13 protein-coding genes are annotated in these 15,843 nt (G+C 59.1%); 1 reads left to right on the forward strand and 12 read right to left on the reverse strand.

Annotated features, from left to right (window positions below; all coding sequences use genetic code 11):
- Window positions 1–178 precede the first annotated feature (178 nt).
- A complete protein-coding gene (locus tag ACA067_RS32445) occupies window positions 179–652 on the reverse strand; it encodes an Lrp/AsnC family transcriptional regulator (protein ID WP_138963461.1) in 474 nt (157 codons plus the stop codon).
- Between the two features lie 145 nt (window positions 653–797).
- On the opposite strand from ACA067_RS32445, the gene ACA067_RS32450 reads away from it, so the two are divergent.
- Window positions 798–1,427 (forward strand): LysE family translocator, encoded by a 630-nt coding sequence (locus tag ACA067_RS32450; protein ID WP_497460075.1) that lies wholly within the window; start codon window positions 798–800, stop codon window positions 1,425–1,427.
- Here the strand turns inward: ACA067_RS32450 and ACA067_RS32455 are convergent, their stop codons facing one another.
- The 11 genes from ACA067_RS32455 to atpG form a co-directional block, all read right to left on the reverse strand.
- Window positions 1,428–3,563: a hypothetical protein gene (locus ACA067_RS32455; protein WP_497460076.1), complete on the reverse strand. Its 2,136-nt coding sequence runs from the start codon at window positions 3,561–3,563 to the stop codon at window positions 1,428–1,430.
- Window positions 3,550–4,746: a DUF3142 domain-containing protein gene (locus tag ACA067_RS32460; protein WP_497460077.1), complete on the reverse strand. Its 1,197-nt coding sequence runs from the start codon at window positions 4,744–4,746 to the stop codon at window positions 3,550–3,552. The genes ACA067_RS32455 and ACA067_RS32460 overlap by 14 nt, the downstream gene beginning before the upstream one ends.
- 112 nt (window positions 4,747–4,858) lie before the next feature.
- The gene (locus ACA067_RS32465) at window positions 4,859–6,889 is read right to left on the reverse strand and encodes a 2Fe-2S iron-sulfur cluster-binding protein (protein ID WP_497460078.1); all 2,031 of its coding nucleotides are present in this window, start codon (window positions 6,887–6,889) and stop codon (window positions 4,859–4,861) included.
- A 63-nt stretch (window positions 6,890–6,952) separates the two neighbouring features.
- Window positions 6,953–7,579 (reverse strand): glutathione S-transferase family protein, encoded by a 627-nt coding sequence (locus tag ACA067_RS32470; protein WP_497460079.1) that lies wholly within the window; start codon window positions 7,577–7,579, stop codon window positions 6,953–6,955.
- Window positions 7,580–7,709: 130 nt separating this feature from the next.
- Window positions 7,710–8,612 carry a LysR family transcriptional regulator gene (locus tag ACA067_RS32475; protein ID WP_497460080.1) on the reverse strand — a complete coding sequence of 301 codons (903 nt, stop codon included), beginning with the start codon at window positions 8,610–8,612 and terminating at the stop codon, window positions 7,710–7,712.
- 119 nt (window positions 8,613–8,731) lie between these two features.
- Window positions 8,732–10,564, reverse strand: a complete 1,833-nt coding sequence (gene glmS / locus ACA067_RS32480; protein ID WP_497460081.1) for a glutamine--fructose-6-phosphate transaminase (isomerizing) — start codon at window positions 10,562–10,564, stop codon at window positions 8,732–8,734.
- Window position 10,565: 1 nt separating this feature from the next.
- A complete protein-coding gene (locus ACA067_RS32485) occupies window positions 10,566–11,345 on the reverse strand; it encodes a DeoR/GlpR family DNA-binding transcription regulator (RefSeq protein ID WP_497462884.1) in 780 nt (259 codons plus the stop codon).
- Window positions 11,346–11,595: 250 nt separating this feature from the next.
- The gene (glmU, locus tag ACA067_RS32490) at window positions 11,596–12,963 is read right to left on the reverse strand and encodes a bifunctional UDP-N-acetylglucosamine diphosphorylase/glucosamine-1-phosphate N-acetyltransferase GlmU (RefSeq protein ID WP_497460082.1); all 1,368 of its coding nucleotides are present in this window, start codon (window positions 12,961–12,963) and stop codon (window positions 11,596–11,598) included.
- Between the two features lie 116 nt (window positions 12,964–13,079).
- Window positions 13,080–13,505 (reverse strand): F0F1 ATP synthase subunit epsilon, encoded by a 426-nt coding sequence (locus ACA067_RS32495; protein ID WP_010465460.1) that lies wholly within the window; start codon window positions 13,503–13,505, stop codon window positions 13,080–13,082.
- A 45-nt stretch (window positions 13,506–13,550) separates the two neighbouring features.
- Window positions 13,551–14,930 carry a F0F1 ATP synthase subunit beta gene (gene atpD, locus ACA067_RS32500; protein WP_008155715.1) on the reverse strand — a complete coding sequence of 460 codons (1,380 nt, stop codon included), beginning with the start codon at window positions 14,928–14,930 and terminating at the stop codon, window positions 13,551–13,553.
- A 27-nt stretch (window positions 14,931–14,957) separates the two neighbouring features.
- Window positions 14,958–15,818, reverse strand: a complete 861-nt coding sequence (gene atpG, locus ACA067_RS32505) for a F0F1 ATP synthase subunit gamma (RefSeq protein ID WP_150799964.1) — start codon at window positions 15,816–15,818, stop codon at window positions 14,958–14,960.
- Window positions 15,819–15,843: the final 25 nt, after the last annotated feature.

Below are 15,843 nucleotides of genomic sequence, written 5' to 3' on the forward strand. Positions count from 1 at the left end.
GTTTCGATATAGCCAAAAATCCCTTCCACCGGGTGCCGGTATTTCACCCAAGGACTGGACTGGACTGGATTGGATTGGATTGGAACTGACATTGCACCAGACGGCAATGAATGTGGAGGGAATGTAGAGAACAGATCGTCCGAAGGCTCGGGCTGCGTTCGGGCGATCTTTGCGCTTTTCAGTCCGGCAAATGCCCCAGCGGTAATGCCCCAGGTGTCTTCACCGTGTGAATTGCAAAGTTACTGCGAATGTCACTCACCCCTGGCAACTTCAATAAACGCCCGGTGAGAAACCGGTCATAGGCACGCAGATCCGGCACCACCACCTGCAGCAGAAAATCCGATTCACCTGATACCAGAAATGCCGAAATCACCTCGGGCAACGCCGTCACCGCCAGGCGAAATGACTCCGCCTGTTCATCGTTGTGGCGTTCGACCTTGACCCCGACAAATACCGTCAGCCCCAGCCCGACTTCATCGCGATCAAGATTGGCCTGGTAGCCGCGAATCACCCCGGCTTCTTCAAGCATCCGCACCCGGCGCAAACAGGGCGACGCGGACAGTCCGATCTCGTCAGCCAGTTGCACATTGCTCAGGCGACCATCCCGTTGCAGCGCGGCGAGAATCTTGCGGTCGTAGGCGTCAAGTTTCATGGTTTGGCAGATCCTGATGGTTCGCGCTTAATTTAGTAGCAGGTTATGCCAGTGGAAGACGATTTAGAAGCAAACTACGCAACCACCTGCCCTGCCCTTCAGCCCTAGACTGAGGGTACCGAATCGACAACGAATGGGGTGCAAGGTGGCAGGACTCTGGCTGTTTTTCATGGCGCTCGCGGTGGTTTACCTGTTGCCGGGCCCGGACATGATCCTGCTATTGCAGACCGGTGCCCGTCAGGGCAAAGGTGCCGCGCTGGCGACCGCGGTGGGCCTGGGCGTTGCCCGGGGGTGCCATGTGGCGTTGGCGGCGCTGGGGCTATCGACGCTGTTCAAAGTTGCGCCCTGGACCTTCGACGTCGTCCGTCTGGTCGGTGCTGCGTATTTACTGTGGATCGGCATTCAGTGCCTGCGAACCACACTGCTGCCGAATTTGAACGGTGGAGAAGCCACCTGCGGGAAATCTCATTGGCGCGCAGCGATCCAGCGCGGTTTGTTTACCAACCTGCTCAACCCCAAGGCGCTGCTGTTCTGCTCGGTGCTGTTGCCGCAATTCATCAATCCTGATGCCGAGCCGGTACTCGCGCAGTTTGCGACCTTGGGCGTCGTGCTGGTCAGCGTCGGTTTTTTGTTCGACAGCGCTTACGCACTGGTCGGCGCCGCGCTGGGCCGCTGGCTGCAACGCAGTCCATCGGCCCAGCGTTTTCAGCAGTGGTTGTTCGGTAGCCTGCTGATCGGTTTTGCCGTGCGGTTGACGTTTGTGCAACAGCCATGATTACACCCGCGACTTGCGCTTGCGACGATTGATCATCAATAGAGCCACGGCCGTGACCGTTATCACGCCACCTATCTGCAACGGTTTCTTGTACGGCCGCAAGGTCGCGCGAGCAGCGTCAGTGACCTGAGTCACGTAGCGCTTGCTGGCGTTCTGGAAATCGGGATATGGGCATTGATGACCGAAATTTACCGCCCAATCCACGTAGGGTCCTTCTTTCACATAGCGCTGGTAAAAGGCGCTTTGCTCTTCAAGGCTGGTGTTCCACCCCGCCGCCGCGCACAGCACCGCCGCGAATGCCTGGCTGGTGTGGGGCAGATTGTCGGCGGCGCGACTGGCCAATGCAGTGGCTACATATCGATAATGGAAGCGCTGATCGGGTTGGGCTGCGCTGGCCTGCTGGCGTTTGACTTCATCTTCGGCGACTAACGGACCGACCTTGAGTTCGCCACTTTCAAGGCTGTAATTGCCGCTGAACGTGGCGTAGTCCGGCGACATTTCGTAGCCGAGGATATCCATCCCCCACTCGCGTGCCGTCCAGGCTGCGTTGAACAATGCGGCGGCACGACGGGTCGGCCACCAGGCTGAATCGGCAGCCTGACGCTGCTGCCCATACAGTCGCGCCTTGTTCTGTAGATCGACGCTGTCGAAGTAAGCCGGTGCCTCATCGTAACGCTCTTCACGCAGCAACCGCCGCCCAAGCAAATTGCGCAGTCTCGCCGCCACCGGTAACGGCACATAGTTATCACGCTCCTGTTGCGTCAGCGCTGGTGGCGCCGGCACTTGAGTATCGACGTATTGCTTGAGCTCATCGAGGGTCAGCACCCGCTCGGCAACAGTCGCCGCGTCGAACCAATAAATATCTTGGCTGCGATAGAGCTGATCGAATGCTTGCAGGTAATCCCCGCGTTGCAGTGCCAGGATCGCGCTTTCGCCCTCGACCCGGCATTTTGGCTGCAGGGTTTCGTAATCCCAGTCCGGGGTGCGTCGTTCGCCCCAGGACTCATTCTGCGGGAAGGCTTGGGCAGCCTTGGCGTACGCCGCAGCGGCAGCGGTCTTATCGCCATCGCGCATCGCCAGTTTCGCCCGCAGCCACCAAGCCAGACCGCCATCGCCCGCGTGTTCAAGGAATGCCTTGGCACTGGCGTAGTCACCCTGCTGATAATTGACTGCCGCCAGACGATCAGCGTTTTCCAGGCTATCCCGGGTGCTGTTTTGCAACAGCTTGATCAGCTTCAATTGGTTCGGCGGCTGATCACCGAATGACCAGCCCATCCGGCTGATCAACGACGCCGCCACCAGTTGCTGCACCGGTTTGCCCTTGAGCAACAGAGCCAGTTGATCTTCAGGCATCACCGCCAAATCATTCACCAACAGTTTCAGCGAGGTGTAACCCACCGCCGAACCATGGAGGTTTTGCGTGGCATAGTGTTCGATGGCGCGGCTCCAGTCGCCATCGCTGCGGGCTACGCGGGCTTCTTCGCCAAGGCTGGCGACGCCCAGTTCCAGCGGGTCGCTGAAGCCGTCGATGCTCAGCTGACGAGCCTGCTCGAAGGCCTTTCGCGATTGATCCAGCAGGTCGGGGCCAGCGCCAGCTTCGGCACTCATGGCAAACAACGCCCGACCTGACGAATAAGCAGCCCAGGTGCTACGCAACGCTCTTTGATCCGCCGGCAACGCCAGCACCTTCTGGAAGTATTCGACCGCCAGCCCATGGTCGCCCGCATTGAACGCCACGGCACCGGCCAGATACAGCTTGAGCTCGGCCGGCAGATCCGCGCCTTGAATCTCGACCTGTCGGGCATCGGTCAGGCTGCGTAGCTGTTTCACCAACCCCTGCTGCTCTGCCGTCAAACCGGCCTGCTCGGCGTTTTCCCGCTGCTCTGCATGATCGGGCGCCTCACCATAACCAACACTAGGATTGTGGGTGGCGGCGGTGACGTTCTTGAGCCCGGCGATCGCACGCCCAAGGCGATTGATCTCGAAGTTGAAATTACCTTCCGGCAGCTCCGCCAGCGACTGGCCACGGTTGTCCAGCAGTCGCATCGGGAAGTCCGGCCCGCAGGCCAGTGCCGAACCCAGCGGCAAGCCGAGGCTCAGGCACAGCAAGTGACGGGGCCAGTTACGGGTGAACATTCGAAGCTCCTTGATCAATATTTGCGCAGCGCGCCCAACCGATGGCGCGCTGTCCGCCGGCCGCTATTCGACCGTCACGCAGGCGCGTGAAGGTAAGCAGATCCGGGCTCTGTTGCAACGCATAGCCGGCGAGGGCATCGGCGCCGTCACAGCCCTGCACCGCCAGTGTCAGGCGTTCGGGCCAGGCGGTGTCGAGGTTGCCCTGATTAACGAGGCTGATGTCAAAAAGGCCTTCTTTCGCCGAGAGCTTCAGCGTCAGGCGACTGTCGAGCGCATCGCCGCGCGCCACGGCGCGCAAGGTGGTCAGGCTCCATGCCCTGCGGTCGTTGGCCAGCGGCAGACGAAACCAGATCAGGCCTGCCAGGTGAGCGGGTGGATCGTTACGCAATTGGCTGCCGAGTTTGCTCAGTTGCTGCGGATCAGCCCACAATTCCCGACGCGCTCCGTCGCGTTCGAGGCTCACTTCGCTTTCCACGATCGGTGCGCCGCTATCCCCCGGCAACAACGCTACGCCATAGGCCGGAAGCGCCAGATAAAAAGGTTTCGAAACGATGCGGCTCCAGGCCTTGGCCCACTTATCAGCCTGATCGGTGTCAAACAAGCCATTGCGTGGATCGCTGACCGCGTGCACCTGCAACACGCTGCTATCGACTGTGGATAAGAGCGCCGGCAACTCAGGGCTGTCGAGCCAAGAGGGCAAGGCAGTGATGCTCAATGGCAGTGACGCTGGCAGAACCGAGCGCAGATGCGCAAGAAACTCCCGATAGGCCGGTAATCGAGCATTGCCTGCATCGTGGTCGATTTCCACGCCGGAGAGGTTCAACCCCAACCCTTGCCAATCGTCGAGCACCTGCTGGATCTGCGCGCTAACCTCGTGCTGATCCAGCGACTTGAGCTGACCATCGAGACGAACCACCGCAATCAGCGGCCTGCCGTCACCTTTAAGCAGCACCGGATCAATACGCGCCCGACTCCACCCCGCCTGCGGGAACGCCTGCAAGGCCAGCACCCGCAGGGTCGAAAAGTCTGCGTGGCTGTCCTTGAGGGCGGCTTCATGGGCCGGGGTCCATTGTCGTTGCCAGACGTAGAGTTGCTGATCGAGCGGCGGTGCATCCTTTCGTTCGCAGCCGTTGAGCAATCCCATCGCTGCCAGCAACACGATCAATCGAGTCAAAAAAACCATTAAAAGCTTTATCCCGGAAATGCGAAAAGGGCCGTTCATGGCCCTTTGTCGCTCTGCCCGCTACCCTACTGAGGCCCCGGCTGATGGGCAAATGTTCACTGACATTGGCTCATCAGAGATCTAACACCAAAGGTTGCGAACCCTGTGCCGGAATCGCACAACAAATCAGTACCTGCCCTTCGTCAGGCACTTCTGCCGGCGGCTGTGGATAATTGACCTGGCCGCTGATCAAGCGAGTCTTGCAGGTTCCGCAGGAACCGCCGCGACAGCTGAATTCCGGGCGCAGCCCACGGCTTTCCGCCAGCTCCAGCAAACTGCCGCCGTCGGGTTGCCACCGGGCCTCTTTGGCCGAGCGCTGGAACACTACCGGAACCGACGTGGTGGCCGCTGGCGGTTGATCGATGACAATCGCGTCGGGATCTGGCTTACGACGCAAAGTCGATGGGCCGAAGGATTCGGCGTGAATCCGGGCATCGCGGATGTCCAGTTCCCGCAAACTGTCATAGAGGCCTTGGGTAAAACTACTCGGACCGCAAAGGACAAAGTCCAGCTGATCGTAGTCTTCCACTTCAAGGATGGTCTTGAGCAACGCAGTGTCGATCCGTCCCCTCAGATCAAAGTCCTCGCCCTCACGCGCCTCGGCTTCCGGCTGACTGAGCAGGCGCACTACCCTAACCGCGTCACCGGCACCGTCGAGCAAACGATCCAGCTCGGGCCGAAACGGTTGATCGGCCAGGGTGCGCGAACTCTGGAAAAACCAGGTCGGCCTGATGTGGCGGGTGCGCAGGCCCTGATAAACCACTTCACGCAACATCGACAGCAGCGGCGTAATACCCACCCCGGCCGCCAGCAACACCAGCGGCCGGCGTTCGTGGGGCGCCACGGTGAAATGCCCTTGAGGCGCACGAGCCTCCAATAGATCACCGACGCCAACCTGTTCATGCAGGTAGGAAGAAACCAAGCCTTCACGCTTCACGCTGATGCGGAAAAAATCATCGGACGGTGCGCTCGACAGGCTGTAGGTGCGGATATGCACCCGGCCGGCAATATTGAACCGCAGCGGCAAATGCTGCCCGGCCTGAAACACCGGCAGCCCGGCGCCATCGGCGGGCTCCAGATAGATCGAGCGGATGCTGTGGCTTTGCGCTTCGATCCGCACCACCCGCAGCGGCCGCCATTGATCGCCCAGGGCCTGGGCTTGCAGACGAGCCCTGGCCTGCTCCCAGGTACCGGTCAGCAAACTGGTGGGTGAAACCCCATCGAAGCGCCAGCGCAACGCCAATGCTGCCGGGCGACGGACGACGCTTTCCACGTCGAATGTCCAGAGGCGCTCGGCCCCTTGAAAGGCTTCGATTTGCGGGCCTTCAAGGATGATTTCGGTGCGCCCGCTAAGCTGCAGCAGATCGCCGGAGTGGAAATCGATAAACAGCAAACCGGCGCGAGGGTTGAGCAGCAGGTTGCCTAAGGTGTTGAAGAACAGATTGCCGGCGAAATCCGGAATGGTCAGGCGATTACCTTCCACCTGTACGAATCCGGACTGACCGCCGCGGTGCGAAACATCCACCGAGCGCTGGTCATCGACATCCACATAGCTGGCGACGAAAAAGGTATCGGCACCGGCGATCATGGCTCGGGCCGCCTCATCCAGCCCGTCGAGGTGCCGAGCGATGCGGGTCGAGGGGTCCGCCAGCGGCACCGAGCGAAACTGCCGCAATTGAATGTATTGCGGGCAATTGCCGAAGGACTGTTCCACCGTCACGTCGAAGCCGCTCGCCGACAGTGTGTTGATGCGACCGTTGATACGATTGCGCCGCCGCGTATGCAGCTCGATGCCCAGCAGGCCGATCGCCGCGCCATCGGTCAATTGTGCAGGATCATCGGCACTTGGCAGGCTGCGAAAGTGCAGCACACCGGGCTCGGGCGAGTAAGCGAAGCCCGGTTCGCCCTCAATGATGCTGGCCCAGGGTTTGCCATCGACATCCACCGCGCCGTACAACATGAACGGCAATTGCTGATAAAACGTACGGTGCTGGTCCGGCATCTCGGTGCGAATCACCCTACGACCGAACGCCTCCATTCGCTCGGCAACACCAACGTGAGCCTGCAACTGTTTCTCGCCAGCGTGCCAAGGCGAACGGTCCATAACGGCTTCTCCCCTGCGCCATCGACGCAGCGTGAACGACCCTGACGTATCGGGCCGCCAGTATCAGGCGGTTTTTTGCAGGCCGGCGACGGTACGCGGCATGCCGACAAAACCGGGCAAGGCTTCGATGCGTGCCAGCCAGGCCCGCACGTTCGCATAGTCTTCAAGGGAGACATTGCCTTCGGGTGCATGGGCGATATAGCTATACGCCGCGACGTCGGCAATGGTGGGTTCGCTACCTGCCAGAAAAGGCGTATGACCTAGTTCCTGATCAATCACTTTGAGCACGTCATGGGAACGGGCAATTGCTTCTTCAGCGTTGTGAGGCGCACCAAATACTGTGATCAACCTCGCCCTGGCAGGTCCGAATGCGATCGGCCCGGCTGCCACCGACAACCAGCGCTGTACCTTGGCGGCACCGACCGGGTCGGCGGGCAGCCAGCGACCCTTGCCGTACTTTTGCGCCAGATAAACCAGAATCGCGTTGGAGTCAGCCAGGACCACGCCCTGATCATCAATGACCGGAACCTGACCGAAAGCATTGAGCGCCAGGAACTCCGGCTGCTTGTGCGCGCCCGTGGCCAGGTCGACGAAGATCAGCTCGGTCGGCAGTTGCAGCAGGGACAGCATCAACTCCACACGGTGAGCATGGCCGGAACGGGGGAAATTGTAGAGTTTGATCGCTTGCATGGTCGACTCCGCAGGGTGGGTGGCGCTGTTCGGAGAGATCAGCACCGATGTCCGCTATCTTCCACCCGCAACCAAAACAATAGAATCACCAGCAAACGCAATCCATTATTTCAGCCATAGCAATAATCGCTCATCCCTGCAAGGCTGGGTGTTCCCGTAGCGCCCCCACGGCAAAATCGACAAAACTTCGAACTCGCACGGGAGCGTTGCGCCCGCCCTGATACACCACATGGATGGGCAACGGCGGCAGTTCGAAGTCGGCCAACACGATTTCCAGTGCACCGGCGGCGACCTTGCTTGCGACCTGATAAGACAAGACCCGGGTGAACCCCAGGCCCAGACACGCTGCCGTAATGGCTGCCTGATTCGCCGTCACCACCAGTCGGGGTTCAGGACGAACACTCAAGGGTTCACCTGCGTCAAGAAAAGGCCAGCTTCTCAGCTGACCGATAGCGGACGTTGCAATAACCGGCGCCTGAGCCAGGTCCTGAGGATGGCGAGGTCGACCCTGGGCCGTCAGAAACGCTGGCGATCCGCAAATCACCCGCCGCACTTCACCCACGCGAATCGCGTGCTGATTACTGTCGGGTAACTCACCGATGCGCACGGCGACATCAACGCCCTCCTCGACCATGCTCACCACCCGGTCAACCAGCAAGCCATTGATGGTGACCTCAGGAAACCGAGTCAGATAACCCACCATCACCGGCGTGACGAACAGTTCGCCAAACAACACTGGCGCGGTGATCGTCAATTGCCCACGAGGCTGGGCGTGACTGCCTGCCGCCGAGTCCTCGGCTTCCTGCACCTCGGCGAGAATTCTCCGACAGTCTTCCAGATAACGCTGACCCGCCTCGCTCAAATGCACGCTGCGCGTCGTGCGGGTGAGCAACAACGTGCCAATGCGCTTCTCCAGCGACGCCACCGCCCGGGTTACGCTGGCGGCCGACATGCCCAAACGCCGCGCAGCCGCCGAGAAGCCCTGGTCTTGGGCAACGGCGATGAAGACTTGCATTTCCTGGAATCGGTCCATAGGGGCATGTCCTTTTCAAAATCAAAAAATCGCAGCCTTCGGCAGCTCCTACAGGAGTATTTCCTGTGGGCGCGGCGAAGGGTGCGATCTTTTTGGCCCTACTGTGACTTGTGGATAACTTATTCCACCGTCACCGACTTCGCCAGGTTGCGCGGCTGGTCGACGTCAGTGCCTTTCAACACTGCCACGTAGTACGAGAGCAACTGTAGCGGAATGGTGTAGAGGATCGGCGACAGGATGTCGTGGATGTGCGGCATTTGCACCACGTGAGTGCCTTCGCCATTGGTCATGCCTGCCTGCTCATCTGCGAAAACGATCAACTCGCCACCACGGGCGCGGACTTCCTGGAGGTTGGACTTGAGCTTCTCCAGCAGTTCATTGTTGGGCGCCACGGTGACCACTGGCATGTCGTTATCCACCAGCGCCAACGGGCCGTGTTTCAACTCGCCGGCCGGATAGGCTTCGGCGTGGATATAGGAGATTTCCTTGAGCTTGAGGGCGCCTTCCATCGCGACCGGGAACTGCGCACCACGACCGAGGAACAGCGTGTGGTTCTTTTCGGCGAACAGCTCGGCGATTTTTTCCACAGTGCTGTCCATGGCCAGGGCTTCACCCAGGCGGCTCGGCAGGCGACGCAGTTCTTCGACCAGGGTGGCTTCGACGCCATCGGCCAGCGTGCCGCGAACCTGACCCAGGGACAAAGTCAGCAACAGCAGGCCTACCAACTGAGTGGTGAAGGCTTTGGTCGAAGCCACGCCGATTTCGCGACCGGCCTGGGTCAACAGCGTCAGGTCCGACTCACGTACCAACGAACTGATACCGACGTTGCAGATCGCCAGACTCGCCAGATAGCCCAGCTCTTTGGCGTTACGCAGAGCGGCCAGGGTGTCGGCGGTTTCACCGGACTGGGAAATGGTCACGAACAGGGTGTCGGCCTGCACCACTACCTTGCGATAACGGAATTCGCTGGCGACTTCGACCTGGCAAGGGATACCCGCCAGTTCTTCGAGCCAGTAACGGGCAACCATGCCGGCGTGATAGCTGGTGCCGCACGCGACGATCTGCACGTTACGCACTTTGGCGAACAGTTCGGCAGCCTGTGGGCCAAACGCCTGGACCAACACCTGGTTCTGACTCAGGCGACCTTCCAGGGTGCGCTGCACCACGGCCGGTTGCTCATGGATTTCCTTGAGCATGTAATGACGGAATTCACCCTTGTCGGCGGCTTCCGCGCCGTCACGGTATTGCACGGATTCGCGCTCGACGGGCTGGCCATCAACGTCCCAGATCTGCACGGTTTCGCGACGAATTTCGGCGATATCACCTTCTTCGAGGTACATGAAACGATCAGTGACCTGACGCAGCGCCAATTGGTCGGAGGCCAGGAAGTTTTCCCCCATGCCCAGACCGATCACCAATGGGCTGCCGCTACGGGCTGCGACCAGACGATCCGGTTGCCGGGCACTGATCACCGCCAGGCCATAAGCGCCGTGCAGCTCTTTGACAGTCGCCTTGAGGGCCACGGTCAGATCGCCAAAATCCTTGAGCTTGTGTTCCAGCAGGTGGGCGATGACTTCGGTGTCGGTGTCCGAGGTAAAGACGTAACCCAAGTCTTTGAGTTGTTCGCGCAGGGCTTCGTGGTTCTCGATGATGCCGTTGTGCACCACCGCCAGATCACCGGAAAAATGTGGGTGAGCGTTGCGTTCGCAAGGCGCGCCGTGAGTCGCCCAGCGAGTGTGGGCGATGCCCAGTCGACCGACCAGAGGTTCGCTTTCCAGGGCCTGTTCCAACTCACTGACCTTACCCGGACGACGCGTGCGCTCAAGTGTTTCGTCGTTAGTGAAGATCGCTACACCCGCGCTGTCATAGCCGCGGTATTCCAGGCGTTTGAGGCCTTCGAGCAAAATGGCGGTAATGTTACGTTCTGCGACTGCACCAACAATTCCACACATGCTATTTCTCCTGACTGGCAGGCGCGCAGATCAAATTGATGCCGCGGGCCTGAATCTGATCCCGTGCCTCAAGCGGCAGGCGATCATCGGTAATAAGGGTATGAACGCTGCTCCACGGCAGCTCCAGGTTTGGAATCTTGCGTCCGATCTTGTCCGCTTCCACCATCACCACCACTTCGCGGGCAACCTCGGCCATGACCCGGCTCAGTCCCAGCAGCTCGTTAAAGGTGGTGGTACCGCGCACCAGGTCAATGCCATCGGCACCGATAAACAACTGGTCGAAGTCGTAAGAGCGTAGTACCTGCTCGGCGACTTGCCCCTGAAAGGACTCGGAATTCGGGTCCCAGGTGCCGCCGGTCATCAACAACACCGGTTCGTGCTCGAGTTCGCTCAAGGCATTGGCGACATGCAGCGAATTGGTCATCACCACCAGGCCCGGTTGTTGGCCAAGCTCCGGGATCATCGCCGCCGTCGTACTGCCGCTGTCGATGATGATTCGCGCATGCTCGCGAATCCGCATAACGGCGGCGCGAGCGATTGCCTGCTTGTATCTGGAAATCGGTTGACCGATATCGGCCACCAATTCCTGAGGCATGGTGACGGCACCGCCATAACGGCGCAGCAGCAAGCCGTTGCTTTCAAGTGCTGCCAGATCCTTGCGAATCGTAACTTCCGAGGTTTCGAAGCGCTTGGCCAGCTCATCCACACTGACTTCGCCCTGCTCATTGAGCAAGGCGAGGATATTGTGACGGCGTTGAGGTGTATTGCGTTTCGACATGATTAGGTAAGTTTCGATTCGAAAGATAGCGGAAGCAATCAAAACCTATTGTCGAAACTTCGTCAAGCGAGAAGCGATAAAAAGACCTGTGGATAAAAGGTCTGTGGATAAAAGCATCGCAGGCAAACGGACCGCCGCAGCGCTCGCTCCTACAGTTCGAGTCATACACTTGTGGATAACCTCAATGTGGATAACTATGGACCTGTAGCAGCGAGGCTTGCCCGCGAAGGTGATTTCACGAGCTGTGGATAACTTAGTTCTTCTTAATCTTCTCCGGCCGCTTCCAGCCGTCAATGTTCTTCTGTCGCGCTCTACCCACAGCCAGCTGCGAGTTATCCACATCCTGCGTAATGGTCGAACCGGCCGCTGTGGTTGCTCCGGCAGAGATATCCACAGGCGCCACCAACGAGTTATTGGAACCGATGAACACATCCTCGCCCAACACGGTCTTCCACTTATTGGCGCCGTCATAGTTGCAGGTAATGGTGCCGGCGCCGATATTGGTGCGTGCACCGACCTCGGCATCGCCCAGGTAAGTCAAATGACCTGCCTTGGCGCCTTCACCCAGATGAGCATTTTTCAGCTCAACAAAGTTACCCACATGTGCCCGGGCCTCCAGTACCGTACCTGGACGAAGACGGGCGAACGGACCGGCATCGCTGCCTTCACCGAGCATCGCGCCTTCGATATGGCTGTTGGCCTTGATCACCACGCCTTTGCGCAGGGTACTGTCCTTGATCACGCAGTTCGGACCGATCACGACGTCATCTTCGATGACAACCTTGCCTTCGAGGATCACGTTGATATCAATCAGCACGTCGCGACCGACGGTCACTTCACCGCGCACATCGAAACGTGCCGGGTCTCGCAGCGTCACACCCTGAGCCATCAAACGGCGACCCGCGCGCAATTGATAATGACGCTCAAGCTCGGAGAGTTGCTTGCGATCGTTGGCACCCTGCACTTCCATTGCATCGTGAGGCTGTTCGGTAGCCACCACCAGACCATCGCTGACCGCCATGGCGATCACGTCGGTCAGGTAGTACTCGCCCTGGGCATTGTTATTCGAGAGACGGCTCATCCAGTCGCCCAGTTTTGCGAAAGGCAGGGCCAGGATACCGGTGTTGCCTTCGGTGATCGCTCGTTCGGCTTCGTTGGCGTCTTTTTGCTCGACGATGGCCGTCACCTTGCCAGCGGCATCGCGGACGATACGGCCGTAACCGGTAGGATCCTCCAGTTCAACGGTGAGCAAGCCCAGCTGTTGTGGCGCTACTTTCGTGAGCAGGCGCTGAAGTGTTTCGACCTCAATGAGCGGTACGTCACCGTAAAGAATGAGGACAGTGTCGGATTCGATGAACGGTACGGCCTGAGCCACGGCATGGCCGGTGCCGAGCTGTTTGTCCTGAAGGACAAAATTCAGATCATCGGCGGCCAAGCGCTCACGCACTGCTTCAGCGCCATGGCCGATCACGACGTGGATGCGCTGGGGATCAAGTTGCCGGGCGCTGTGGATAACATGGCCGAGCATCGAATTGCCTGCAATCGGATGCAGGACTTTTGGCAACGCCGAACGCATGCGAGTGCCTTGACCGGCAGCGAGGATAACGATTTCTAGGGACATGACTGGCTACCAATCCTGGGTGGTCAGCGGCTGCGACCAATTGATGAATGTCGGAAAAGAAAAAAGGGTAGCCGAGGCTACCCTTTTTAATAAATCGCGCAACAAGCGATGGCCTTTTAGTGGCCGAACTTCTTGCGGATCTGCTGGACGGTGCGCAGCTGAGCTGCAGCCTCGGCCAGACGTGCGGCAGCAGAACCGTAATCGAATTCCGCGCCCCGCTCATGCAAGGCCTTCTCGGCAGCCTTTACGGCTTCCTGAGCGGAGGCTTCGTCCAGGTCGGCAGCACGTTGCACGGTGTCGGCAAGAACCTTGACCATGTTCGGCTGAACCTCGAGGAAACCGCCGGAGATGTAATACACCTCCTCTTCCCCGCCCTGCTTGATCAGGCGGATCGGGCCCGGCTTGAGATTGGTGATCAGCGGCGCGTGACCCAGGGCGATACCAAGATCACCCAGTGCACCGTGCGCAACCACCATCTCGACCAGGCCGGAGAAGATTTCCCCTTCCGCGCTGACGATATCGCAATGGACTGTCATAGCCATCTGATTGCCTCAACCTAAATTAGCGCCCGTTGCCGGGCGCCGGGATTACAGTTTCTTGGCTTTCTCGATCGCTTCTTCGATGCCGCCGACCATGTAGAACGCTTGTTCTGGCAGGTGGTCGTAGTCACCGTTGAGGATGCCTTTGAAGCCAGCAATGGTGTCTTTCAGGGAAACGTATTTACCCGAAGCACCGGTGAAGACTTCAGCCACGAAGAACGGCTGCGACAAGAAACGCTGGATCTTACGAGCACGGTTTACCAACTGCTTGTCGGCTTCCGACAGCTCGTCCATACCCAGGATCGCAATGATGTCCTTCAGTTCTTTGTAACGCTGCAGAACATACTGTACACCGCGAGCGGTGTCGTAGTGGTCCTGGCCGATCACGTTCGGGTCCAGCTGGCGCGAAGTCGAGTCGAGTGGATCGACCGCCGGGTAGATACCCAGGGAAGCGATGTCACGGGACAGAACGACGGTGGCGTCCAAGTGGGCGAAGGTGGTCGCTGGCGACGGGTCAGTCAAGTCATCCGCCGGTACGTATACCGCCTGGATCGAGGTGATCGAACCGTTTTTGGTCGAAGTGATACGCTCTTGCAGAGTACCCATCTCTTCGGCCAGGGTCGGCTGGTAACCTACTGCGGAAGGCATACGGCCCAGCAGTGCGGATACTTCAGTACCGGCCAGGGTGTAACGATAGATGTTGTCGACGAACAGCAGAACGTCGTTACCTTCGTCACGGAACTTCTCGGCCATGGTCAGGCCGGTCAGTGCTACGCGCAGACGGTTACCCGGCGGCTCGTTCATCTGACCGTAAACCAGTGCCACTTTGTCCAGTACGTTGGAATCCTTCATCTCGTGGTAGAAGTCGTTACCCTCACGAGTACGCTCACCCACACCGGCGAACACGGAATAACCGCTGTGCTCGATGGCGATGTTACGGATCAGTTCCATCATGTTTACGGTCTTGCCTACACCGGCACCACCGAACAGACCGACTTTACCACCCTTGGCGAACGGGCAAACCAGGTCGATAACCTTGATGCCGGTTTCCAGCAGGTCGTTGCCGCCCGCTTGTTCAGCGAAGGTTGGCGCAGGACGGTGAATGCCCCAGCGCTCTTCGGTGTCGATCGGGCCCGCTTCGTCGATCGGGTTGCCCAGAACGTCCATGATCCGGCCCAGAGTCGCTTTACCGACCGGTACGGAGATGGCTGCGCCGGAGTCGGTAACTTCCAGACCGCGCTTCAAGCCCTCGGTGGAACCCATCGCAATGGTACGAACCACGCCGTCGCCCAGCTGCTGCTGAACTTCCAGGGTGGTTTCAGCCGCGCTTACAACTTTCAGCGCGTTGTAGATGCTCGGTACGCTGTCGCGTGGAAATTCCACGTCGATAACGGCGCCGATGATTTGAACGATACGTCCGCTACTCATAGCTGGATCCTCTGAATATTTGAACCGTTAAACCGCGGCAGCGCCGCCGACGATTTCCGAGATCTCTTGGGTGATCGCAGCCTGACGCGCCTTGTTGTAGACCAGCTGCAAATCGCTGATCAAATCACCGGCGTTGTCGGTAGCGTTCTTCATCGCGATCATCCGCGCAGCTTGTTCAGCCGCGTTGTTCTCGACCACCGCCTGGTAGACCTGCGACTCCACGTAACGGACCATCAAGCCGTCAAGCAGCTCTTTGGCGTCCGGTTCGTACAGATAATCCCAGTGGTGCTTGAGTTCCTTTTCCGGGGTCGCCACCAGTGGAATCAATTGCTCCACCGTAGGCAGCTGCGTCATGGTGTTGACGAACTTGTTGGACACCACGGACAGGCGGTCAATACGGCCGTCCAGGTAGGCATCCAGCATCACCTTGACGCTGCCGATCAAGTCATTGATCGACGGCTCTTCACCCAGGTGGCTGATAGCTGCAACGACGTTACCGCCGAAGTTGCGGAAAAAAGCCGCACCCTTGCTACCAACGACACACAGATCGATCTCGACGCCGTTTTCGCGGTTTACCGCCATGTCCTTGACCAGGGCCTTGAACAGGTTGGTGTTCAAGCCACCACACAGACCACGGTCACTGCTCACCACGACATAACCGACGCGCTTTACTTCACGGTCGATCATGAATGGGTGGCGATATTCCGGGTTGGCGTTGGCCAGATGGCCAATAACCTGGCGGATGCGCTCCGCATAAGGACGGCTAGCAGCCATGCGCATTTGTGCCTTGCGCATTTTACTGACCGCCACTTTTTCCATGGCGCTGGTAATCTTTTGCGTGCTTTTGATGCTCGCAATCTTACTGCGAATCTCTTTTGCGCCTGCCATGTAACACCTATCAGGTTAGCAAGCG

This window comes from Pseudomonas sp. LBUM1674, from assembly GCF_059695635.1.